20 protein-coding genes are annotated in these 20,883 nt (G+C 73.4%); 5 read left to right on the forward strand and 15 right to left on the reverse strand.

Annotation, left to right across the window (positions count from 1 at the left end):
* Nucleotides 1-6 precede the first annotated feature (6 nt).
* The 3 genes from K7G59_RS04725 to K7G59_RS04735 all read right to left on the reverse strand — a co-directional run bounded on the left by K7G59_RS04725 (nt 7) and on the right by K7G59_RS04735 (nt 3,238).
* Nucleotides 7-1,296, reverse strand: coding sequence for a ribonuclease D (locus K7G59_RS04725; RefSeq protein ID WP_225830541.1), 1,290 nt, complete (start codon nt 1,294-1,296; stop codon nt 7-9).
* A gap of 311 nt (nt 1,297-1,607) precedes the next feature.
* The gene (locus tag K7G59_RS04730) at nt 1,608-2,267 is read right to left on the reverse strand and encodes a response regulator transcription factor (RefSeq protein WP_181808392.1); all 660 of its coding nucleotides are present in this window, start codon (nt 2,265-2,267) and stop codon (nt 1,608-1,610) included.
* Nucleotides 2,268-2,527: 260 nt separating this feature from the next.
* Nucleotides 2,528-3,238, reverse strand: coding sequence for a DUF3000 domain-containing protein (locus K7G59_RS04735; protein WP_225830542.1), 711 nt, complete (start codon nt 3,236-3,238; stop codon nt 2,528-2,530).
* Between the two features lie 98 nt (nt 3,239-3,336).
* On the opposite strand from K7G59_RS04735, the gene hemE reads away from it, so the two are divergent.
* Nucleotides 3,337-4,404 (forward strand): uroporphyrinogen decarboxylase, encoded by a 1,068-nt coding sequence (gene hemE / locus K7G59_RS04740; protein ID WP_225830543.1) that lies wholly within the window; start codon nt 3,337-3,339, stop codon nt 4,402-4,404.
* 1 nt (nt 4,405) lies between these two features.
* Here the strand turns inward: hemE and K7G59_RS04745 are convergent, their stop codons facing one another.
* From K7G59_RS04745 to K7G59_RS04755, 3 genes are read right to left on the reverse strand one after another with little or no spacing between them, the layout of a single operon-like run.
* Nucleotides 4,406-5,230 (reverse strand): rhomboid family intramembrane serine protease, encoded by an 825-nt coding sequence (locus tag K7G59_RS04745; protein ID WP_225830544.1) that lies wholly within the window; start codon nt 5,228-5,230, stop codon nt 4,406-4,408.
* Between the two features lie 25 nt (nt 5,231-5,255).
* The gene (locus K7G59_RS04750; RefSeq protein WP_225830545.1) at nt 5,256-6,650 is read right to left on the reverse strand and encodes an FAD-dependent oxidoreductase; all 1,395 of its coding nucleotides are present in this window, start codon (nt 6,648-6,650) and stop codon (nt 5,256-5,258) included.
* Nucleotides 6,651-6,687: 37 nt separating this feature from the next.
* Nucleotides 6,688-7,704 (reverse strand): DUF4349 domain-containing protein, encoded by a 1,017-nt coding sequence (locus tag K7G59_RS04755; protein ID WP_225830546.1) that lies wholly within the window; start codon nt 7,702-7,704, stop codon nt 6,688-6,690.
* A 158-nt stretch (nt 7,705-7,862) separates the two neighbouring features.
* Between K7G59_RS04755 and hemG the strand changes: the two genes are divergently transcribed.
* Together hemG and hemQ are read left to right on the forward strand one after the other, a co-directional pair.
* The gene (gene hemG / locus K7G59_RS04760) at nt 7,863-9,326 is read left to right on the forward strand and encodes a protoporphyrinogen oxidase (protein WP_225830547.1); all 1,464 of its coding nucleotides are present in this window, start codon (nt 7,863-7,865) and stop codon (nt 9,324-9,326) included.
* 5 nt (nt 9,327-9,331) lie between these two features.
* Complete coding sequence (gene hemQ / locus K7G59_RS04765) at nt 9,332-10,063, forward strand: hydrogen peroxide-dependent heme synthase (RefSeq protein WP_225830548.1); 732 nt, start codon at nt 9,332-9,334, stop codon at nt 10,061-10,063.
* A gap of 20 nt (nt 10,064-10,083) precedes the next feature.
* Here the strand turns inward: hemQ and K7G59_RS04770 are convergent, their stop codons facing one another.
* The 5 genes from K7G59_RS04770 to K7G59_RS04790 form a co-directional block, all read right to left on the reverse strand.
* Nucleotides 10,084-11,748, reverse strand: a complete 1,665-nt coding sequence (locus K7G59_RS04770) for an alpha/beta hydrolase (RefSeq protein ID WP_225830549.1) — start codon at nt 11,746-11,748, stop codon at nt 10,084-10,086.
* Between the two features lie 174 nt (nt 11,749-11,922).
* Complete coding sequence (locus K7G59_RS04775) at nt 11,923-12,708, reverse strand: TIGR04222 domain-containing membrane protein (RefSeq protein ID WP_225830550.1); 786 nt, start codon at nt 12,706-12,708, stop codon at nt 11,923-11,925.
* Nucleotides 12,709-12,804: 96 nt separating this feature from the next.
* Nucleotides 12,805-13,539 (reverse strand): DUF4142 domain-containing protein, encoded by a 735-nt coding sequence (locus tag K7G59_RS04780; RefSeq protein ID WP_225830551.1) that lies wholly within the window; start codon nt 13,537-13,539, stop codon nt 12,805-12,807.
* A gap of 99 nt (nt 13,540-13,638) precedes the next feature.
* The gene (locus tag K7G59_RS04785) at nt 13,639-15,027 is read right to left on the reverse strand and encodes a DUF692 domain-containing protein (protein WP_225830552.1); all 1,389 of its coding nucleotides are present in this window, start codon (nt 15,025-15,027) and stop codon (nt 13,639-13,641) included.
* A gap of 121 nt (nt 15,028-15,148) precedes the next feature.
* Nucleotides 15,149-15,865 carry a peptidyl-tRNA hydrolase gene (locus tag K7G59_RS04790; RefSeq protein WP_225830553.1) on the reverse strand — a complete coding sequence of 239 codons (717 nt, stop codon included), beginning with the start codon at nt 15,863-15,865 and terminating at the stop codon, nt 15,149-15,151.
* A 68-nt stretch (nt 15,866-15,933) separates the two neighbouring features.
* Between K7G59_RS04790 and K7G59_RS04795 the strand changes: the two genes are divergently transcribed.
* Both K7G59_RS04795 and K7G59_RS04800 read left to right on the forward strand, forming a co-directional pair.
* Nucleotides 15,934-16,887 carry an ATP-binding cassette domain-containing protein gene (locus K7G59_RS04795; protein ID WP_225830554.1) on the forward strand — a complete coding sequence of 318 codons (954 nt, stop codon included), beginning with the start codon at nt 15,934-15,936 and terminating at the stop codon, nt 16,885-16,887.
* Entirely contained in the window at nt 16,884-17,492 is a 609-nt protein-coding gene (locus tag K7G59_RS04800) for an ABC transporter (protein WP_225830555.1), read from the forward strand. The genes K7G59_RS04795 and K7G59_RS04800 overlap by 4 nt, the downstream gene beginning before the upstream one ends.
* A 17-nt stretch (nt 17,493-17,509) precedes the next feature.
* On the opposite strand, the gene K7G59_RS04805 is transcribed toward K7G59_RS04800, so the two are convergent.
* The 4 genes from K7G59_RS04805 to K7G59_RS04820 all read right to left on the reverse strand — a co-directional run bounded on the left by K7G59_RS04805 (nt 17,510) and on the right by K7G59_RS04820 (nt 20,881).
* Complete coding sequence (locus tag K7G59_RS04805; protein ID WP_225830556.1) at nt 17,510-18,364, reverse strand: polysaccharide deacetylase family protein; 855 nt, start codon at nt 18,362-18,364, stop codon at nt 17,510-17,512.
* A gap of 90 nt (nt 18,365-18,454) precedes the next feature.
* Nucleotides 18,455-19,312, reverse strand: coding sequence for a PPK2 family polyphosphate kinase (locus tag K7G59_RS04810; RefSeq protein ID WP_225830557.1), 858 nt, complete (start codon nt 19,310-19,312; stop codon nt 18,455-18,457).
* Nucleotides 19,309-19,932 carry a YbhB/YbcL family Raf kinase inhibitor-like protein gene (locus K7G59_RS04815; RefSeq protein ID WP_225830558.1) on the reverse strand — a complete coding sequence of 208 codons (624 nt, stop codon included), beginning with the start codon at nt 19,930-19,932 and terminating at the stop codon, nt 19,309-19,311. Before K7G59_RS04815 ends, K7G59_RS04810 begins: the two co-directional genes overlap by 4 nt.
* Nucleotides 19,907-20,881: a slipin family protein gene (locus tag K7G59_RS04820; protein WP_225830559.1), complete on the reverse strand. Its 975-nt coding sequence runs from the start codon at nt 20,879-20,881 to the stop codon at nt 19,907-19,909. The genes K7G59_RS04815 and K7G59_RS04820 overlap by 26 nt, the downstream gene beginning before the upstream one ends.
* Between the last annotated feature and the right edge of the window lie 2 nt (nt 20,882-20,883).

Raw genomic sequence — 20,883 nt, forward strand, 5'->3', positions numbered from 1 at the left:
GGTGGGCTAGGCGCCCTTCGCCGACAGCGCCTTCACCAGCACCGGCGTCACCAGCTCGACCTGCCACGCCCGCGCCCCGTAGCCGGCGAGCGCGGACTCCACGGCCGCCGCGCCGGCGGACGCGGGCGGCTCCCAGCAGACCCGGCGCACCGTGTCCGGGGAGATCAGGTTCTCCTGGGGCATGTTGAGCTGCTCGGCCAGGGCGGACACCCCGGCCCGGGCGGCCGTCAACCGGGCCGCGGCGGCGGGGTCCTTGTCGGCCCAGGCCCGCGGCGGCGGCGGACCGGCGACGGGCTGGCCCGGCTGCGGCAGCGCGCTCTCGGGCAGGGCCTTCGCCCGGTCCACCGCGTCCTGCCAGTGCTCCAGCTGCCGGCGCCCCACCCGGTGGCCGAACCCGTTCAGAACGGCCAGCGCGTGCACATTGCCCGGCAGAGCGAGCGCGGCCTCGACGATCGCCGCGTCGGACAGCACCTTGCCCGGCGACACGTCCCTGCGCCGGGCGATCCGGTCCCGCGTCTCCCACAGCTCCCGGACGACAGCGAGCTGCCGGCGCCTGCGCACCTTGTGCATCCCGGACGTACGGCGCCAGGGATCCTTCCTCGGCTCGGCGGGCGGCGCGGCCGCGATCGCGTCGAACTCCTGCAGGGCCCACTCCAGCTTGCCCTGGCGGTCCAGCTCCTTCTCCAGGGCGTCCCGCAGGTCGACGAGCAGTTCGACGTCCAGGGTGGCGTAACGCAGCCAGGGCTCGGGCAGTGGCCGGGTCGACCAGTCGACGGCGGAGTGGCCCTTCTCCAACACGAAGCCGAGGACGTTCTCGACCATGGCGCCGAGGCCGACCCGCGGGAAGCCGGCCAGCCGGCCGGCCAGCTCGGTGTCGAACAGGCGGGTGGGCACCATGCCTATCTCGCGCAGGCAGGGCAGGTCCTGGGTGGCCGCGTGCAGCACCCACTCCACGCCGGACAGCGCCTCACCGAAACCGGCCAGGTCGGAGCAGGCGACGGGGTCGATCAGGGCGCTTCCGGCGCCCTCCCGGCGCAGCTGCACGAGATAGGCGCGCTGGCCGTAGCGGTATCCGGAGGCGCGCTCGGCGTCCACGGCGACGGGGCCGGAGCCCGCGGCGAAGGCGGAGATCACCTCGACGAGGGCGGCCTCGTCGGCGATCACGGGCGGAATGCCCTCGCGGGGTTCGAGCAACGGTGTCGGCGCCCCCGTCACAGAAGATCCGGCGTCGTCCGGAGGAGTGCCTCCGGGCGTGCGCAGGGAGCTGTCTGCTGCGGTGTCTTGGGCGTCGGTCACCTGTCAAGGGTATCGGTGTGTGCACGGCGCCCGTCGACGGAACGTTCCGTCGACGGGCGTCCGAGGGGCGTAAACCAGTCAGCCCGGTCAGGCTCCCGGTTCACATGGGTGAACGGGTGCGGCCGGTTCCGGGGGGCGTGCGAGGGGTGTTTCCGGGTTGTGCAGGCGGGGTCTTCCAGGGCGTGTTCAGGGGGGTTTCAGGGATCTTTCCAGGGGGCTTGCGGGGGCTTGCGGGGGCTTGCGGGGGTCGTTCGGGAGGCGTGCGGGCTCGTTCGGGAATCGTTCGGGAATCGTTCGAGGGCTGTACGGCGTCAGTGGATGATCCCGGTGCGCAGGGCCACGGCCACCATGCCGGCCCGGTCGCCGGTGCCGAGCTTGCGGGCGATCCGGGCCAGGTGGCTCTTCACCGTGAGCGCGGACAGGCCCATGGAGACGCCGATCGCCTTGTTCGACTGGCCCTCCGCGACGAGTCGCAGCACCTCGACCTCGCGTCCGGACAGTTCGCGGTAGCCGCCCGGGTGGCTCGGGGCACCCGGGGGGCGGCGGTGCATCCGGGCGGCGGCACCGATGGGTGCGGCACCGGGTCGGGTGGGGAGCCCGATGTTGGTCCGGGTGCCGGTGACGACGTAGCCCTTGACCCCGCCGGCCAGGGCGTTGCGGACGGCGCCGATGTCGTCGGCCGCGGAGAGCGCCAGGCCGTTGGGCCAGCCGGCGGCGCGGGTCTCGGACAGCAGGGTCAGGCCGGAGCCGTCGGGCAGGTGGACGTCGGCGACGCAGATGTCACGGGGGTTGCCGATGCGGGGACGAGCCTCCGCGATGGACGAGGCTTCGATGACATCGCGCACGCCGAGCGCCCACAGGTGGCGGGTGACGGTGGAACGGACGCGCGGGTCGGCCACGACCACCATGGCGGTCGGCTTGTTCGGGCGGTAGGCGACCAGGCTTGCGGGTTGCTCAAGGAGAACGGACACCAGGCCTCCTGGGTGGGGGGACGGGGCCGGCTTGTGGGGATGAAGCCGGGACGAACCGTGCTTTCAAGGTCACAGTCGTCTTCGGCAGCAAACTCGTCCGCCTTTAGAGAGTGATCACGATCTAGTGAGTAACAATCTGCGCAATTCGGACACGCGATCGATCATCCGAAGATCGAGTCGGCTCGGGCCGGTGTCATTCCAGTGCAGAAAGTGGCCGTATCGACAAAGAGATGGTCAACAGGGGTGTTTCGGGCGCCGTGTCACCGGGACTGCGGACCCCGGGACTGCGGACCCCGGGGCTGCGGACCCCGGCGCTGCGGCAGCGTCACCACCGACGCGTCGCCCGGAGAGGCCGGCGGCAGTCCTGCGACCTGTGCCAGCAGATCGCACCAGGACGCCAGGTGGGCCGCGGTGTCCGGCACCCCGCCCGGGCCTTCGCGCGGCGTCCAGGAGGCGCGGATCTCGATCTGCGAGGCGGGCGGGCGCTCGGCCAGCCCACCGAAGTAGTGCGAGCCCGCGCGCGTGACCGTTCCGCTCGGCTCGCCGTAACGCAGCCCCCGCGACTGGAACGCCCCGGTCAGCCACGACCAGCACACCTCGGGCAGCAGCGGATCGGCCGCCATCTCCGGCTCCAGCTCCGCCCGCACCAGCGTCACCATCCGGAACGTGCCGCGCCAGGCCTCGTGCCCGGCCGGGTCGTGCAGCAGCACCAGCCGCCCGTCGGCCAGCTCCTGCTCACCGTCGACCACGACCGCCTCCAGCGCGTACGCGTACGGGGCGAGCCGCTGTGGGGCCGGCGACGGCTCCACCTCCACCTGCGGCCGCAGCCGCGCGGAGCGCAGTGCCTCCACCGCGGCCCGGTACGCCGGCGGCAGCGCATCACCCTCCCGCCCGTCCTCCGCGTCCTTCGCGTCCTTCGCGTCGTCCATTCCGTCAGCGCCGTCCGACAGTCGTCCCTGAGCCGCAGCCATGCGGGGAAGAGTAAGGGGAACGCGGCCTTCGCGCAGGGAGGGACACCCCACGAGGGCTGCGGCACTTCTCCGCCGCGGGCCGTGCGAGACTTGCCGTCGTGAGTGCCAACGGAAGCCCCACGGGCAAGCAGCCGACAGCGACGTACGACAGCGCGTTCCTCCGGGCATGCCGACGCGAACCCGTGCCGCACACCCCCGTGTGGTTCATGCGCCAGGCCGGCCGCTCCCTGCCCGAGTACCGCAAGGTGCGCGAGGGCATCCCCATGCTCGAGTCCTGCATGCGGCCCGAGCTGGTCACCGAGATCACGCTCCAGCCGGTGCGCCGTCACAACGTGGACGCGGCCATCTACTTCAGCGACATCGTCGTACCGCTCAAGGCCATCGGTATCGACCTCGACATCAAGCCCGGCGTCGGCCCGGTCGTCGAGCAGCCGGTCCGCACCCGAGCCGACCTCGCCCGGCTGCGCGACCTCACCCCCGAGGACGTCCCCTACATCACCGAGGCCATCGGTCTGCTCACCCGCGAGCTGGGCCCGACCCCGCTGATCGGGTTCGCGGGCGCCCCGTTCACCCTCGCGAGCTACCTGGTCGAGGGCGGCCCGTCGCGTACGTACGAGAACGCCAAGGCGATGATGTACGGCGACCCCGAGCTGTGGGCCGACCTGCTGGACCGTCTCGCCGACATCACGGCCGCCTTCCTGAAGGTGCAGATCGAGGCGGGCGCGAGCGCGGTCCAGCTGTTCGACTCCTGGGTCGGCTCACTCGCCCCGGCCGACTACCGGCGCTCGGTCATGCCCGCCTCCGCGAAGGTCTTCGACGCCGTCGCCGGATACGGTGTCCCGCGCATCCACTTCGGCGTCGGCACCGGCGAACTGCTCAAGCTCATGGGCGAGGCCGGTGCGGACGTCGTCGGCGTCGACTGGCGCGTCCCGCTGGACGAGGCCCACCGCCGCGTCGGCCCCGGCAAGGCGCTCCAGGGAAACCTGGACCCGACCGTCCTGTTCACCGACAAGGACACCGTCGAGACCAAGGCCCGCGAGGTGCTGGACGCGGCCGCCGGTCTCGAGGGCCACGTCTTCAACCTCGGGCACGGCGTCATGCCGAACACCGACCCGGAGGCGCTCACCCGGCTCGTGGACTACGTCCACGCCCGGACCGCCCGCTGACTCACCATGAGTGACGGGGCCGCGCCCGTCTGCCGAAGAGCAGGCCGCGCGGCTCCGGCGGGGGCGGGGTGCCCGGCTTGAGCGGCCAGGCGATCAGCATGCCGGTGACAAAGCCGACCACGTGCGCCGCGTAGGCCACGGTTCCCGCGCCGAAGACGCCGTGACCGGCTGAGTACACCGCCTGCAGCCCGAACCAGAAGCCCAGCACCAGCCAGGCGGGCAGCCGCAGCGGCAGGAAGACCAGGAACGGGACGAGGACCCACACCCGCGCCCTCGGGTACAGCACCAGATAGGCGCCGAGGACTCCGGCGATCGCGCCGGACGCGCCGATCAGCGGGGTTCCCGAGTCGTCGTTGAGCAGCGCGTACCCGTACCCGGCCGCGTAACCGCAGACGACGTAGAAGAGGAAGTAGCGGATGTGGCCCATCCGGTCCTCGACGTTGTTGCCGAAGATCAGCAGGAAGAGCATGTTCCCGAGCAGGTGCAGCCAGCTGCCGTGCAGGAACATCGCGGTGAAGACCGACAGCGGCGGGGACTTGTGGTAGCCGGGCGGGGACACGACACAGCCCGCGCCGTGCGGCCCCACACCCACGTCGCCGGTCGGCACCAGGCGCGGCATCCGCTGGTGGATCAGTTCCCTCGGAACCGCCGCGTAGTGGTCCGTGAAGGCCCGCAGATGGCACAGCTGCGCCAGATCGCTGCCGCCGGCCACCGAACCCGCCATGCCCGGCGTGGAGAGGAACACGAGCACGTTGGCGGCGATGAGGGCGTACGTCACCCAGGGGGTGCGGCGCGCCGGGTTCACGTCATGGACGGGGATCACCACACAGGAAGAGTGCCCCGGACCGGGCCTAGGAAGCCCGCACCTTCGCCGTCGCCTTTCTCGCCGCCGCCAGGACCGGGTCCCACACCGGGGAGAAGGGCGGGGCGTAGCCCAGGTCCAGGGCCGTCATCTGCTCCACCGTCATCCCGGCGGTCAGCGCCACCGCCGCGACGTCGACCCGCTTCGCGGCGCCCTCCCGCCCCACGATCTGGACGCCCAGCAGGCGTCCCGTACGGCGCTCGGCGAGCATCTTGACGGTCATGGGGGAGGCGCCGGGGTAGTAACCGGCGCGGCTGGTCGACTCGATGGTGACCGTCTCGAACGCCAGGCCCACCCGGTGGGCGTCCTTCTCGCGCAGCCCGGTGCGGGCGATCTCCAGCTCGCAGACCTTGCTCACGGCCGTGCCGACCACACCCGGGAAGGTCGCGTAGCCACCGCCGGCGTTGCTGCCGATGACCTGGCCGTGCTTGTTGGCGTGGGTACCGAGCGGGACGTACTGCTCCTGACCCGAGACCAGGTTGAGGACCTCGACGCAGTCGCCGCCCGCCCAGATGTCCTCGTGGCCGCGCACGCGCATCGCCAGGTCGGTGAGCAGGCCCCCGTGGAAGCCGAGGGGAAGGCCCGCGGCGCCCGCGAGGGTGGTCTCGGGGCGGACGCCGATGCCCAGGATCACCACGTCCGCCGGGAACTGCGCGTCCTGCGTGGCGACCGCGCGGACCCGGCCGTCCTGTCCGCTGAGCACCTTGGTGACCTCGGCGTCGTTCACCATCGTGATGCCCATCCCCTCCATGGCCCGGTGCACCAGACGGCCCATGTCGGGGTCGAGTGTCGACATGGGCTCCTCGCCGCGGTTGACGACCGTCACCTCGAAACCGCGGTTGATCAGCGCCTCGGCCATCTCGACACCGATGTAGCCCGCCCCGACGACCACCGCCCTGCGGCCACGCGTGCGTGCCAGCGACTCGAGCAGGGCCTGGCCGTCCTCCAGGGTCTGCACCCCGTGCACGCCGGGGGTGTCCACTCCGGGCATGTCCGGGCGGACCGGGCGGGCGCCGGTGGCGATGACGAGCTTGTCGTACGGCGTCCACGACTCGGTGCCGGAATCGACGTCGCGTGCGCGTACCCGCCGACGCTCCACGTCGATCTCGGTGACCTCGGTGCGCAGCCGCAGATCGATCCCGCGTGCGCGGTGCTCCTGCGGGGTGCGCGCGATCAGCCGGTCGCGTCCGGGGACGTCCCCGCCCACCCAGTACGGGATCCCGCACGCCGAGAACGAGGTGAAGCGCCCGCGTTCGAAGGCTACGATCTCCAGCTCCCGGGGCCCCTTCAGCCGGCGCGCCTGGGACGCCGCGGACATGCCCGCGGCGTCACCGCCGATGACGACCAGTCGTTCCGTCCCGCCCCGCCCAGCGCTCATGCTCATGCGAACACGCTACGGGGCGGGGAGGTCTCGGTCCCCGTCAGGTCCCGTCACGTCCGGTCGAAGCGTCCGGCACGGGGCGGGCGTGCGGCAGCGGCCCCGGTGCGGTCGTCGCGGACGCGGGGTGCGGACGGCGCGGCAGCCGGGGGCGTACGACGCGCCGCCACACCAGCGCGAGCAGGGTCGCGAGCGCCGCGAACGGCAGGGCGGCGCCGAGGGCGAGGGCGAGCCAGCGCAGCATCGCGACGAACACGTGCCAGCCGCCCGACAGGGCGTCCACGAAGCCCGGCGAGTCGTCCTCGGCCGCCTTCCGCACGGGCGTCTCGGACAGCGACAGCGTGATCGTGGCCAGGCTCGTGCGGTCCTTCAGGGACGCCTGCCGGGCCAGCAGCGACTCCAGGTCGGCTTCCCGGGCGCTCAGCTCTCCCTCCAGGGTGACGACGTCGCTCAGTTTGTCCGCCTGGTTCATCAGCGCACGGATCCGGGCCACGCTGGCCCGCTGCGACCTGATGCGGCTGTCGACGTCCACGACCTGGTCGGTGACGTCCACCGCCTTCGCGGTGCGCTCCACGAGCTTGCCGGTGCCCTGGAGATCGGCGAGCACGCCGTCGTACCTCTCCGTGGGCACGCGCAGCACGACCCGGGTGTGCTCGTGGCCGTCGGCGTCCCGGCTGGTCGTCTCCTCGCCGACGTAGCCACCAGCGGTCTCGGCGCTCGTTCGCACCTGCTCCAGGGCTTTGGGCACGTGCTTGACCTCGATGGTCAGGGACGCGGTACGGATGATCGCGCTCGGCGCGAGCTTCGGCGCCTTACGGACGGCCTTGGCGTCGTCCGCCGTGGCACCCGCCGCCTTCGCGCCGTCCGCGGGGCCGAAGCCCGCGCCGCTCCCGGCACCGCCGCGGGCGACGCCGCCCGCGGCGGCCTTGTCGGCGGAGCTGCCGCCGGAGCCGCTCGCGCTGCACCCGGCGAGCGCCAGGGAGACGGTGAGCAGGACCGCGGCCAGGGCCGGGACGGGGCGTGCGGAACGTGGTCGGTGCGGGCGGTGCGGTGTGCGCATGGCGTTACCCCCGAGGGTGCTGGACCGGATGACGCTTCTTCGACGCCGGGACCGGCCGGAACGTTGGCGGGGTGCGGTTCCGATGAGGTCACGGTCCGGACTCGGCACGGACACCGGGCCGGGGCGGGAGCGTCAGCGGGGTCTGAGAGAGTGGGGACATGAACGCAACGGGTACGCCCGCAGGGCATGTCGTCGTCATCGGAGCAGGAATCGCCGGACTGGCCGCCGCCCACCGCCTGCTGGGGCGCGGCGCGCGCGTGACCGTGCTGGAGGCCTCCGACCGGGTCGGCGGCAAGCTGCTGCCCGGCGAGATCGCGGGCGTGCGGGTCGACCTGGGCGCCGAGTCGATGCTCGCCCGCCGCCCCGAGGCGGTGTCCCTCGCCCGCGAGGTCGGTCTGGCCGGCCGGCTCCAGCCTCCGGCCACCGCGACCGCCTCGATCTGGACCCGCGGCGCCCTGCGCCCCATGCCCAAGGGCCATGTGATGGGCGTCCCCGGCACCGCCGCCGCCCTGGCCGGTGTCCTGTCCGAGGAGGGCCTGGGCCGCGTCGAGCGTGACGCCGAGCTGCCCCGCACCGAGGTCGGCGACGACGTGGCGGTGGGGCAGTACGTGGCGGACCGGCTCGGCCGCGAGGTCGTCGACCGCCTGGTCGAGCCGCTGCTCGGCGGGGTGTACGCGGGCGACGCGTACCGCATCTCGATGCGCTCGGCAGTCCCCCAGCTCTTCCAGGCGGCCCGCACGCACGACTCCCTCACGGCGGCTGTCCGTGACATCCAGGCCGCGGCGGCGGCGAACCAGCAGACCGGGCCGGTGTTCATGGGCCTCGAGGGCGGTGTGGGCACGCTGCCGCTCGCGGTCGCCGACGCGGTGCGGGCGCGTGGCGGCGAGATCCGCACCGGGACGCCGGTGACCGGGCTGCGCCGCGAGACGTCCGGCGGCTGGCGGGTCGTCGTGGGCGAGCACGGGGAGCAGCCGCTGCACGCCGACGCGGTGATCGTCGCCGTGCCCGCCCCGGCCGCCGCACGCCTGCTGCGCGCCGAGTCCCCGAAGGCCGCCGCCGAGCTGGACACCGTCGAGTACGCCTCCATGGCGCTGATCACTCTCGCCTACCGCCGCGCCGACCTCTCGCTGCCCGAGGGCAGCGGCTTCCTGGTCCCGCCGGTCGACGGACACACGATCAAGGCGTCGACGTTCGCCTCCCAGAAGTGGGGCTGGATCGCCGACGAGGACCCGGACGTCGTCGTGCTGCGCACCTCGGTCGGGCGGTACGGCGAGACGGAGGTGCTCCAGCGCCAGGACGCCGATCTGGTCGCCGTCTCCCGGCACGACCTGCGCGAGGCCACCGGCCTGGACGCCGTTCCCCTGGAGACCCGCGTCACCCGCTGGACCGACGGCCTGCCCCAGTACCCCGTCGGCCACCACGCGCGCGTGGCCCGCATCCGCGAGCACATCGCCGAGCTGCCCGGCCTCGCGGTGTGCGGCGCGCAGTACGACGGTGTCGGCATCCCGGCGTGCATCGCGAGCGCGTACGCCGCGGTCGACCAGCTGGGCGGCGACCTGCGGGGGGTCGAGGAGCTGACGGCCAACCCGGTGCAGAGCCTGCACGGCGGAGCGGGAGAATAGGGACCATGAGTGACGACGCCACCACCACCGAGGCCGGCAGGATCCCGAACAAGGGCAAGCTGGCCAAGGACCTCAACGAGGTCATCCGCTACACCCTGTGGTCGGTCTTCAAGCTGAAGGACGTGCTGCCCGAGGACCGCACGGGGTACGCCGACGAGGTCCAGGAGCTGTTCGACCAGCTCGCCGCCAAGGACGTGACGATCCGCGGCACCTACGACGTCTCCGGCCTGCGTGCCGATGCCGATCTCATGATCTGGTGGCACGCCGAGACCAGCGACCAGCTGCAGGAGGCGTACAACCTCTTCCGCCGCACGAAGCTGGGCCGCGCCCTGGAGCCCGTGTGGTCGAACATGGCCCTGCACCGCCCCGCCGAGTTCAACCGCTCGCACATCCCGGCGTTCCTCGCCGACGAGACACCGCGTGACTACGTGAGCGTCTACCCCTTCGTGCGCTCCTACGACTGGTACCTCCTGCCGGACGAGGACCGCCGCCGCATGCTCGCCGACCACGGCAAGATGGCCCGCGGCTACCCGGACGTGCGCGCCAACACGGTCGCCTCGTTCTCGCTCGGCGACTACGAGTGGATCCTGGCCTTCGAGGCCGACGAGCTGTACCGCATCGTCGACCTCATGCGCCACCTGCGTGCCTCCGAGGCCCGTATGCACGTCCGCGAGGAGATCCCGTTCTTCACGGGTCGCCGCAAGAGCGTCGCGGACCTGGTGGCAGGCCTGGCCTGACGGGGACAGGCCCCAAGCGCCTAGTCCCGGTCGGCCTTGCCCTTCAGGGCGTCCCGGGGGGACTCCTCCCGCTGCCCCTCGACACGGTCGGCCGGGATGTCCGGCTCCGGTTCCGGGCGGCCCGCGCAGGACGCGTGCCGCCCGGGGGTCCGGCCCCTGAGCAGGTACGTCTCCAGGTGCGTGTCGACGCACTTGTTGGGGCCGCCCCCGATGCCGTGCGTCCCCGCGTCCCGCTCGGTGACCAGCACCGAGCCCGCCAACCGCCGGTTCATCTCCAGCGCGCCCTCGTACGGCGTCGCCGCGTCCCGCTCGGCCGCCAGGATCAGCACCGGCGGCAGCTCACCCGACCCGGTCCGCACATCGAGCGGCTGCTGCCGGCGCGCCGGCCAGTAGGCGCACGGCAGGTTCATCCACGCGTTGTCCCACGTCTCGAACGGCGCTCTGCGCGCGAGGCGCGTGTTGTCGCGGTCCCACACCTTCCAGTCCGTCGGCCACGGCGCGTCGTTGCACTCGACGGCCGTGTAGACGGCGGCCCCGTTCTCCGCCCCGGCGGCCGTCCCCGGGCTCGGCGCGGCCAGCCGGACCAGCGGCTCGGCGTCGCCCTTCAGATAGGCCGACAGCGCGGCGGCCCGGCTCGGCCAGAAGTCGTCGTCGTACCCGGCGGTCAGGAACGCGGCCTGCAGCTGGCCCGGTCCCACCTTGCCGCCCGCCGCCTTCGAGGCCAGCCGGTCCCGTGCGGTGTCGTAGCTGCGCTGCACCTTCGCGGGCGTGGAGCCGAGCCCGTAGACGTCGTCGTGCCGGGCCATCCACTCGCGGAAGTCCGCCCAGCGGTCCTCGAACGCGGCCGACTGGTCGAGATTGTCGCGGTACCAGATCTTCGTCGGGTCCGGGTTCACCGGTGAGTCCAGCACCATCCGCCGTACGTGCGAGGGGAACATGACCGCGTACAGCGCCCCGAAGTAGGTGCCGTACGACGCCCCCATGAACGTCAGCCGGTCCTCGCCCAGGGCGGCCCGCAGGACGTCCAGGTCACGGGCGTTGTTGAGGGAGTTGTAGAACGCGAGCCCGCTGCCGGAGCGCCGGGCGCAGCCGCTCGCGTACGCCTTGGCCTGGGCGATGCGCCGCCGTTTGAACGCCTCCGAAGGGTGCTCGGGCGACTCGGTGGGCGCCTTGAGGAAGCGCTCGGGGTCCTCGCAGGACAGCGGGGCCGAACGGCCGACCCCGCGCGGGGCGTAGCCGACCAGGTCGTAGGCGGCGGCGAGTTGCTTCCACTCCGGCGTCGCGCCGGTGAGCGGGAAATACATGCCGGAGGCGCCGGGGCCGCCCGGGTTGTAGACGAGGGCGCCCTGCCGGGGCACCTTGCGCTTGCTGTTGCGCGGGTCGCGTTGCGTGGCCCGGATCCGGCTGACGGTCAGCTTGATCTTCTTGCCGTCGGGGTGCGCGTAGTCCAGCGGGACACTCACCGCCCCGCATGCGAGGTTGCCCGGCATGTCCAGTGCGGAGCACCTGCCGAAGTCGATGCCGGCCGCGCGGGCGCGGGCCGCGGCCACCGCGGTGCCGCGCAGCTCGGCCGCGCCCGCCGCCCCCGGAACCCCGGCAACGCCGGGCGCGCTGCCCGCGGGGGCCGCGGCCAGCGTGGTGAGCAGCAAGGACCCGGCGGCCGAGTACAGGGCGGCAGCTCTCATCGCGTATCCCTTCGGTGCGCGGCGGCGATGGCACGGCTGCCACGGCCCGGCGACGACAAGAGGGATGTTTCGTTCGGTCGGACGTGAAGGCAAGCACCGCATGCCGGTGTCGGAGGCAATGCCCCCAATGCCTGCGACGCGCCCTGTGTGCCCGGTGCGGCCCCGGTGGGCTCCTCACTCCTGCCGGGAACGGTCCCGGTGGGCGAAGGCCGCCCGCAGCTCCGGCTCGCCGACCGCGCGGACGCCCCGCACGGCGACACGGGTGAGGAACGAGCGGTCGTCGCCGTCGCCGGACGCCCTGCGGGGCAGGGCGTCCAGCAGCCGCTGCCCGGCCGGGGAGGCCCAGCGGGAGTAAGGGTGCGCCTCCATCCGGGCCAGGGCCAGACAGCTCAGGGCGAGCGTGAGCGGGAGGGCGAACCACAGGGCGATCAGGAAGTGCGGCGTCCCGGTCTGGACGGGCAGCAGCAGCGCAGCGCCGCCCAGCGCGAGCACGGCCAGCGCGGCGGCGCGCACCCGGCGCACCGCGGCCGCGACAGTCGTACCGGCGCCCTCGGGCACCGCGAGCCCGGAGCGCACCAGGGCGTCGCCGAGCCGGCGTACGGCCTCGGCGCCGGCGGCGGCGCTCCGCACCGGCTCGATCCGGCACTGCCCCTCGGGCCCGATCGCACCTATGACGGACCGCTCCATCTCGTCACGCCCCCGCGGGTCCACCACCGTGGCCCAGCCGGTGTGCGCGAGCAGCAGCCGCCGCTGCCGTGCCATGGAGACCAGGGTCAGATCGGCGACCCGCGCGGGACCGCCGGAGAGGAACGCCGCCTCGTACAACGTCAGATCGCGCTCGCGGCCCGCCGCGGTGACGTCCGCGTCCGCGGCTGCCGAACGAACCGCGGCCAGACACAGCCGACTTGCCGCGGTACCGACGAAAGCCCAGGCCATGAGCAGGAAAAGGACCCAGAACATGACGTGTTTCTATGCCAGGGCCGCGCGAAGCGCCATGCCTTGTTCACGATCCGGACAGACTGTGGCCGAGATATGACGGTGTGTTTCCCGCGCAGGTCAGGGCTGCGGGGAGGACACCGGGTTCGGCGTGGGCGTGACCGGGGCCGCGGCGCCCGGGGCGACCGCCGGCGGGACCGGCACCGGGGACGGCGAGGCGGCCAGGCCCCGCGCCAGCGCGCCGAAGTCGACGTAGCCCGTCGACTCCAGGACCCTGATGTGATCCAGCACGGTCGAGACGGCGTCGTCGGCGAGGTCGCGGACCAGTGAGTTCTGGGTGCCCGCCCGGACTTGGGCGACCAGCGGGAACACCCGGCCGTGTGCGAGCCGCAGCGTCGCCGCGAACTGCCGGTCGAAGTCCTGCCCCTGAATGGCGTTCAGGGTGGCGAGCCACTGCTTCTGCTGCGCGTCGGGCTCATCGGGCAGCGGCACGCCGAGCCGGGTGGCGGCCGTCCGGGTGTGCGCGTCGAGCGAGGTGTGCCCGTCGACCAGATGCTGCCCGGCCGTGCGCACCGCCTGCGTGGTCCCCTTCCGCTGGGCCAGCTCCCCGGCGGGCAGCTCCCACAGCCCCGCCAGCCGCACCTTGGTGAGGAAGTTCCGGTCCTGCGCGGACAAGGGGCCGTACGGCGTCGTCACCGTCTGCGCGTTCAGCGCACCGGCACCGCCTGTTGCCTGCCGCCCGCCGTACGACCACAGCGGGTAGAGCAGTGCGGCGGCCGTCGCGGAGAGGGCCACGAGGATGAGCCCGGTGCCGCTGAACATGCCTCGGCCCTGGACAGGGGGTCGCGGTCGCATGGAGCGGGATATTACTGGCCGGTTCTCCAGGTCCCCAGGGCAGCTGCCCCAGTGCCGTCGGCTCCGAGCGCGCGCGCAGGTCAGTCCCCGGCCCCGGCCTCAGTGCGGGGTACGCGCGAACGCGCTGCGCGCCACCTGTGCCGCCCGGGTGAGCCGCGACCGTGGTGCCGGGCCTGCCCGGTCCAGCCACCACGCGCGCAGCGCCCGCCGGGCCGCCGTGTCCGCCGGCTCGCCCACCGCCAGCAGGTGCCCCGCGAAGTCCAGCGCGTCCCGGCGGTAGCCCCCCGTCATCGCCCGTTCGCGTGCGTACCCGAGGAAGGACTCGCGATACCCCTCCCCGAGGATCACCGGGAGTTCGGGGGCCACTTTGGCCACCACGTCGGCCCGTTTCACGGCCAGCGCCCTTGCCTGCACGCGCATCCGCACCCGGTCGAAGCCCTCCGGCACCGGCGCTCCCGCCACCAGCGAAGAGAGCACGGCGGCCTGGGCGACGCCGAGGCGCTGCCGGCCGGCTTCCGGCCGGGCGAGCACGGCGACGCCCCCGGCGCGGGCCGCCGCGGCCACCGGGGGAGCCGCCGTGCCCGTCGCGCCGTTTCCGGTGGTCCCGCCGTTCGCGCTGCCGGCGCGCGTCGTGCTCGTCGGCCGCCGCTCCGCACGTGCCGCACGGCCGGCCACCACCGCACCCCGAATCGCCTTCAGCTCCCTTTCCAGCTCCGCCGGTCCGGGGAAGTTCTCGTCCCGCTCCAGCAGGACGCCGGGCGGCGCCACCCGCGCGGCAAGGTCGCTCAGGATGCCGAGCACCTGCTGCGGCACGGGATGCGCGTGACTGTCGTGCCACACCCCGTCGCGTTCGAAGCCGCCCGCGACATGGACGTACGCGATCGCCTCCAGCGGCAGCGCGGCGAGCGCCTCGGCCGGATCCTCGCCCCGGTTGACGTGGTTGGTGTGCAGGTTGGCCACGTCGAGCAGGAGCCGTACCCCGGTCCGTTCGACCAGTTCGGCGAGGAACTGCCCCTCGGTCAGTTCCTCCCCGGGCCAGGAGAACAGCGCGGCGATGTTCTCCAGGGCCAGCGGCACGGGCAGCGCGTCCTGAGCGATCCGGACGTTCTCGCACAGCACGTCGAGCGCCTCCCGGGTGCGCGGCACCGGCAGCAGGTGCCCTGCTTCCAGCCGCGGGGACGCGGTGAGCGCGCCGCCCGCCCGGACGAACGCGATGTGCTCGGTGACCAGCGGCGCGTCGAGCGCCTCCGCCCGTCTCGCCAGCGCGTCCAGCCGCCCCGCGTCGGGCCGGTCGGCGCCGCCGAGCCCGAGACAGACGCCGTGCGGGACGACGCTCACGCCGCGTTCGCGCAGCCGCAGCAGCGACTCGGGGAGGTGGCCGGGGCAGATGTTCTCCGCCACGACCTCCACCCAGTCGATGCCCGGCAGGAGCTCCACGGTGTCCGCGATCTCCGGCCGCCAGCCGATCCCCGTGCCCAGTCGCCGCATGGCTCGTCCCCCTCCTGCGAGTGACGGGGGTATGGCCCCGCCGGGCGGCCCCCAACCACCGCCCGACCGCGTTCAGAGCAACATTTGAGGTTCACGGCCCCGCGTCCTGCGCTCGGACCTCCTACCGCAGCGCCGGGTGATCGGCGACGACCGTGCAGGAACCCGGAGCGATCTCCGTGAAGCCGGCGTCGCGCACCACCGGGAGCTCGCTGCCGGTCAGTTCGGCCCACACGACGGGCCCGGCGGTACGCACGGCCAGCGGGAAGCCCGCCTCCCGCCAGGCGGTGCGCTCGGCCCCGGACAGGGCCCACCAGGCCAGCTGGGCACCGTGCCCGGCCTGGGCCATCGCCTTGCCCGCCGACATCCCCAGCTCCGGGTTGAGCCACAGCACGGCCTGCGCCGGACCGGTGTCGACCGGCGGCTCCGGGTCGTCCAGCTCGGTGCCCGACACCTGTAGCTTGGCCAGTTCCTTCGGCCAGCCGTCCAGCGGCACCGGTGGGAAGACCCGCACCTCGGCGGACTTGCCGTGCACCGTGATTCCCGGCAGTGCCTCGGCCCGCCGCCACTCCGCGCCCCGGGCGCGCCGTACGACCTTCCGGATCCGGGCGTCCTCCCAGCCGCGCACGGCATCGGCCCACTCCCCGTCGCCGAGGGCACGCTCGTCGCTGAGCAGGGTGAGGACGGAACGCGCGGCGGTCTCCAGCGCGTCCGTACGGGAGGGCGGGGCACCTCGCTCGATACGGACGACGAGGGGCAGCACGAACTGGGGTGCCTCGTCGCGAGAGGTACGCCGGGCCTGGAAAGGACTGTCATCGGGAGAACTCGACACTGCGCTCACACCAGTCAACCCTAAAGGGGCCCGGAGCCGTGCCAATCAGCCGCTCCGGCCGGACGAAAGCACCCCCCATGCCCTGTGATCTACGACTGGCCGGTGTCGGCCACCGCTACGGCCTGCGCGGGCCCTGGGTCCTGCGTGGCGTCGACCTGACCGTGGCGGCCGGCACCCTCACCCGTATCGAAGGAGCGAACGGCACCGGAAAGTCCACCCTCCTGCGTCTCGTCGCCCGCCTGGACGTCCCCACGGAGGGCCGTGTCTCGGGCCGTCCCCGCACCGCCTACGTCCCCGAGCGCTTCCCCGCGGCGCTGCCCTTCACCGCCCTCGGCTACCTCACCCACCTCGGCACGGTGCACGGCCTGTCCCGCCGGAACGCGGAGCGCGCCGCCGGCGACTGGCTGGACCGCTTCGGCGCCGCCGCCCACGCCGGCACCCCCATGACCCGTCTGTCCAAGGGCAGCGCTCAGAAGGTCGCGGTTTCCCAGGCGCTGCTCGCCGGGCCGGAGCTGCTGGTGCTGGACGAGGCGTGGACCGGCCTGGACGAGGCCGCGCGGGCCGAGCTGGAGCGGGCGGTGGCCGAACGGATCGCCGACGGGGGCGCCGTGGTGTTCGTGGACCACGACCCGCGCCGCCTGGCCGGGGCGCCCGGCGCGACGTACACCGTCGCCGACGGCAGCCTCGATCTTCCTGCCGGAAAAGAGAGTTCAGCCGCCGTCGGTCCGCACGTCCGGATCGTCGCACAGGGGCCGGCGGGCGGACGGCTGCCCGCCGACGCCGCGCGGGTGGTCACCTCGGCCGAGGAGACCACCCCCGGCACCTACCGCCTCGCCGTCCCCGCCACCCACTCGGACGTCCTGCTGCGCACCCTGCTGACGGCCCGCCCGCCCTGGCACGTGGTGAGCGTCGGACCGGCCGCCCCCGCCCCGTTCCCGAGCCCCGTCGATCCCGGAAGCCGCCCACGACCGCACTCCTGCGCTACGAGGCCGATCTGCTGCTGCGCTCCCAGCGCTGGCTGCCTCCGGTGATCCTTTACGTCGTCTTCCTGGCGATCGGTGTGCAGAGCGGCCAGCCCGTCCTCGACTCGCTCGGCTACACCGCCGCCGGGCTGCTGCCGGTGGCCGCCTGGCTGGTGCGGATCTGTGTCACGGGCGAACCGCCCGCCGCCCGCGCCTGCGTCGCCGCCGCGCGCGGCCCCGCCCGTGCCCACCTGGCCTGCCTGCTGACCGCGCTGACCGCCGCAGTCCTGCTCGGCGTGGCGGCGACGCTCGTCGTGACACTGATCAGCGATCCGGCGAGCAACGGCCACCGTACGCACATCCCGCCGCTGCGCGCCGGCGTGGCCGGGCTGCTCGCCACTGTGACCTGCGCGCTGCTCGGCTCGGCCGTCGGTGCGCTCACCAACCGGCCGCTGCTGCGCTCCACCGGCCGCTCGGTGCCCGCGATGCTGCTGGCCGCACTGCTGTCGGTGGTGGTCGCGGGCTCTCCGGCGCAGGCCGCGGTCAGCGACCTGGTCACCGGCTCGCAGTCCGGCCGGGTGCCGGTTGGGCTGTTGCCGCCGGCCGGGGCGGCGCTGTTCACCGCGGCGGCCTTCGCGGTGTCCGGCGCGCTCACCGCCCGCCGCTCGCCCTGACCCGCGGTGGGGCACGGTCACCGGTGGCGGCCGGTCTCGCCGATCAGCTCGGACACCTTCACGAACCGGTAGCCCCGCTTGCGCAGCTCCGGCACGACCGTGCGGACGACCTCCGGGGTGGTCGGGGCGGCGCTGTGGGTGCAGTGCATGACGACGACCGACCCCGGCTTCACCCCCTCCAGCACCTGCCGGGCCACGGCGTCGGCGTCGGTGGCGAACGCGTCGCCGCTCACCACGTCCCACTGCACCGCGGTGACGCCGAGCCCGCTGAGCGCGCGCAGCGCCTGCCGGTCGTAACAGCCCCCGGGGAAGCGGAAGTACGGCAGCGGGTTCGGCACGCCCGCCCTACGCAGGGAGGTGTACGCCCGCTCGACGTCCGCCCGCATCCGGTCCGCGGAGACCGTCGGCAGGCCGTAGCAGTTCTCGGTGAACGCGTAGTGGCTGTAGGAGTGATTGGCGATCTCGAACTGCGGATCGTGGCCGAGGCTGCGCGCCTCGACCGGGTACTGCTCGGCCCAGCGGCCGGTCATGAACACCGTCGCCGGGACCTTCAGCGCGTGCAGGGCGCCGATGAGGTCCGGGTTGTCGAAATGCTCGCCGGCCGCGGCGCGCGGACCCTGGTCGGCTGTCATGTCGGCGTCGAAGGTCAGTGCGACGGTCTTGCCCAGGGTGCGCGGGCCGTGCTCGAACACCGGGGTCAGACCGCCCGGACCCGGCGCGAGGACGGGGGGCCGCGCGGCGGAGGGAGAGGCGGAGACAGGGGGCCTGGCCGGTGCGGGCCGGGCGCCGCCGGGCGTGCCCGCGGTGCCGCAGGCGGCGAGAGTGGCGCCCAGGGCGCAGACGGCGGTGATACGGCGTACTCGTGGGATCACCGTACGAACGTAGAGCGGAAGATGAACTTATATGGAGATATGGCCCGTGGCGCGGCGATGTCGTCACCCGCGCGGCGGGTGGTCCGGACCTCACGTCTCCCGCAGCAGCCGCTCCCGGCACTCCGCCACGTCGAAGTCCCCCTTCGGGTACTGCGGATCGAGGGCGACCAGATGCTCCAGCAGCAGGCGGCTGACCGCCCAGTTCCGGTACCACTTGCGGTCCGCCGGGACCAGGTACCAGGGTGCCTCGGGCGTCGCGCAACGCTCCAGGGCGATCTCGTACGCCTCCTGGTAGGCGGGCCACAGTGCACGGTCGTCGATGTCGCCGGGGCTGAACTTCCAGCGCTTGTCAGGGCGGTCGAGGCGGCGCAGCAGGCGCCGCCGCTGCTCCTCGTAGGAGAGGTGCAGGAAGCACTTGACCAGGGTGACCCCGTCCTCGGCGAGAGACCGCTCGAAGTCGTTGATCAGGCCGTAGCGGCTGCCGATCACGGCGGGCGGGGCGAGGTGGCGGACGCGGGCGGCGAGGACGTCCTCGTAGTGGGAGCGGTCGAAGATGCCGATCTCACCGGGCTCGGGCAGCGCGCGCCGCACGCGCCAGAGGAAGTCGTGCCGCCGCTCCTCCTCGGTGGGGGCCTTGAAGGCCCTGACCCGGCAGCCGGTGGGGTTGAGGTACCCGATGACGTTCTTGACCGTGCCGCCCTTGCCGCTGGTGTCCAGGCCCTGCAGCACCAGCAGCACACGGCGCCGGTCGCCCGCGGTGCCCGCCGCCCACAGGCGCTCCTGCAGACCGGCGAGCCGCTTGCCCAGGTCGGCGGTGGCCGCGAGGCCGGCCTTCTTGCTGCCCGGGGCGCCGGGGGTGGCTCGCGCGTCATAGGTGGTCAGGTCAATGCCCTCGCCGAGCGGGAGGCGCAGGGCCTCCCGGAGATACCCTTCGGTCTCCCTCCTCACGGATGCCCCTTCCCTCCGGATCCGCTCTGGCGTTCGTAGCGCCCGGTCAGGGCTCCGGTCGCCAGGGTGTGACCGGTCAGGGACCGCAGGAGGCCGGTGGCGGTGGTGTCCGGGGGCAGCGACGGGCGGCGGTCGGTGGCGTACACCGTCAGGACGTAGCGGTGCGGGTGGTCGCCGCGGGGCGGGCAGGGGCCGCCGTAGCCCGTTCTGCCGAAGTCGTTGCGGCCATCCACCGCGCCCTCGGGGTGCTCTGCGGCGGCCAGGTGCGTGGTGTGCGGGCCGATGTCCCAGGCCAGCCAGTGCGTGAACGTGCCGTGCGGGGCGTCCGGGTCCTGCAGCAGCAGGGCCAGGGACGCGGTGCCCGTGGGCACGCCGGAGAGGTCGAGCGGGGGAGAGACGTCCGCGCCGTCGCACGTGTAGCGGCCCGGGATCGCGCCGCCGTCGGCGTAGGCGGGGCTCGTCACCGTGATCCGCTGGGTGGCGCTACGGGCGGGGGCGGACGCCGAACCGCCGTCCCCGCCCGTACCGCACCCGCAGACCGCGGCCAGGGCGACCGCGAGCACCGCCGCCGTGCCGCTGCGCGGGGGCCGCCCGTCAGCCCTGCCCCGGGAGCCACTCACGCTCGACGTCCGGCGCGGGCTGTTCGGAGCCTTCCGGTACGTCCGGGAAGGCCTGCGGCCCAGGATCTTCCGGTACGTCCGGGAAGGCCTGCGGCCCAGGATCTTCCGGTACGGCCTGACGGTGCCCCTCCGTCACGGCCTTCTGCCGGGCGTCCGGTGCGGGCTGCTGGTGGCCGTCGGGTGCCGGCTGCCGGTTGCCCCTCTCCAGGAAGTGCAGCAGCTCCACCGGGATGGGCAGGACCAGGGTGGAGTTCTTCTCGGCCGACACCGCCATCACTGTCTGCAGCAGCCGCAGCTGGAGCGCGGCCGGTGTGTCGGACATCTGCTGGGCGGCCTCGGCGAGCTTCTTGGAAGCCTGCAGTTCGGCGTCCGCGTTGATGATCCGCGCCCGGCGCTCCCGGTCGGCCTCGGCCTGGCGGGCCATGGACCGCTTCATCGTGTCCGGCAGGGACACGTCCTTGATCTCCACCCGGTCGACCTGGATGCCCCAGCCCACCGCCGGGCTGTCGATCATCAGCTCCAGGCCCTGGTTGAGCTTCTCGCGGTTGGAGAGCAGATCGTCCAGATCGCTCTTGCCGATGATCGACCGCAGCGACGTCTGCGCCATCTGCGAGACCGCGAACTTGTAGTCCTCGACCGTCACCAGCGCGCTCGCCGCGTCGACCACCCTGAAGTAGACGACCGCGTCCACGCGCACGGTGACGTTGTCGCGGGTGATGCCCTCCTGGGCGGGGATCGGCATCGTCACGATCTGCATGTTGACCTTGTGCAGCCGGTCCACGAACGGGACGATCAGCGTCAGACCGGGCGCACGTACGTCACCCGCGACCCGGCCGAGGCGGAACAGCACGCCCCGTTCGTACTGCTTGACGACCCGCGCCGCCATCGCCAGGTACACCATGCCGACGGCCCCTGCCCCCGCGATGGCGCCCAGCAGCTCCTGGAGCATGA

Source organism: Streptomyces sp. NK08204 (assembly GCF_020400585.1).
Classification (GTDB): domain Bacteria; phylum Actinomycetota; class Actinomycetes; order Streptomycetales; family Streptomycetaceae; genus Streptomyces.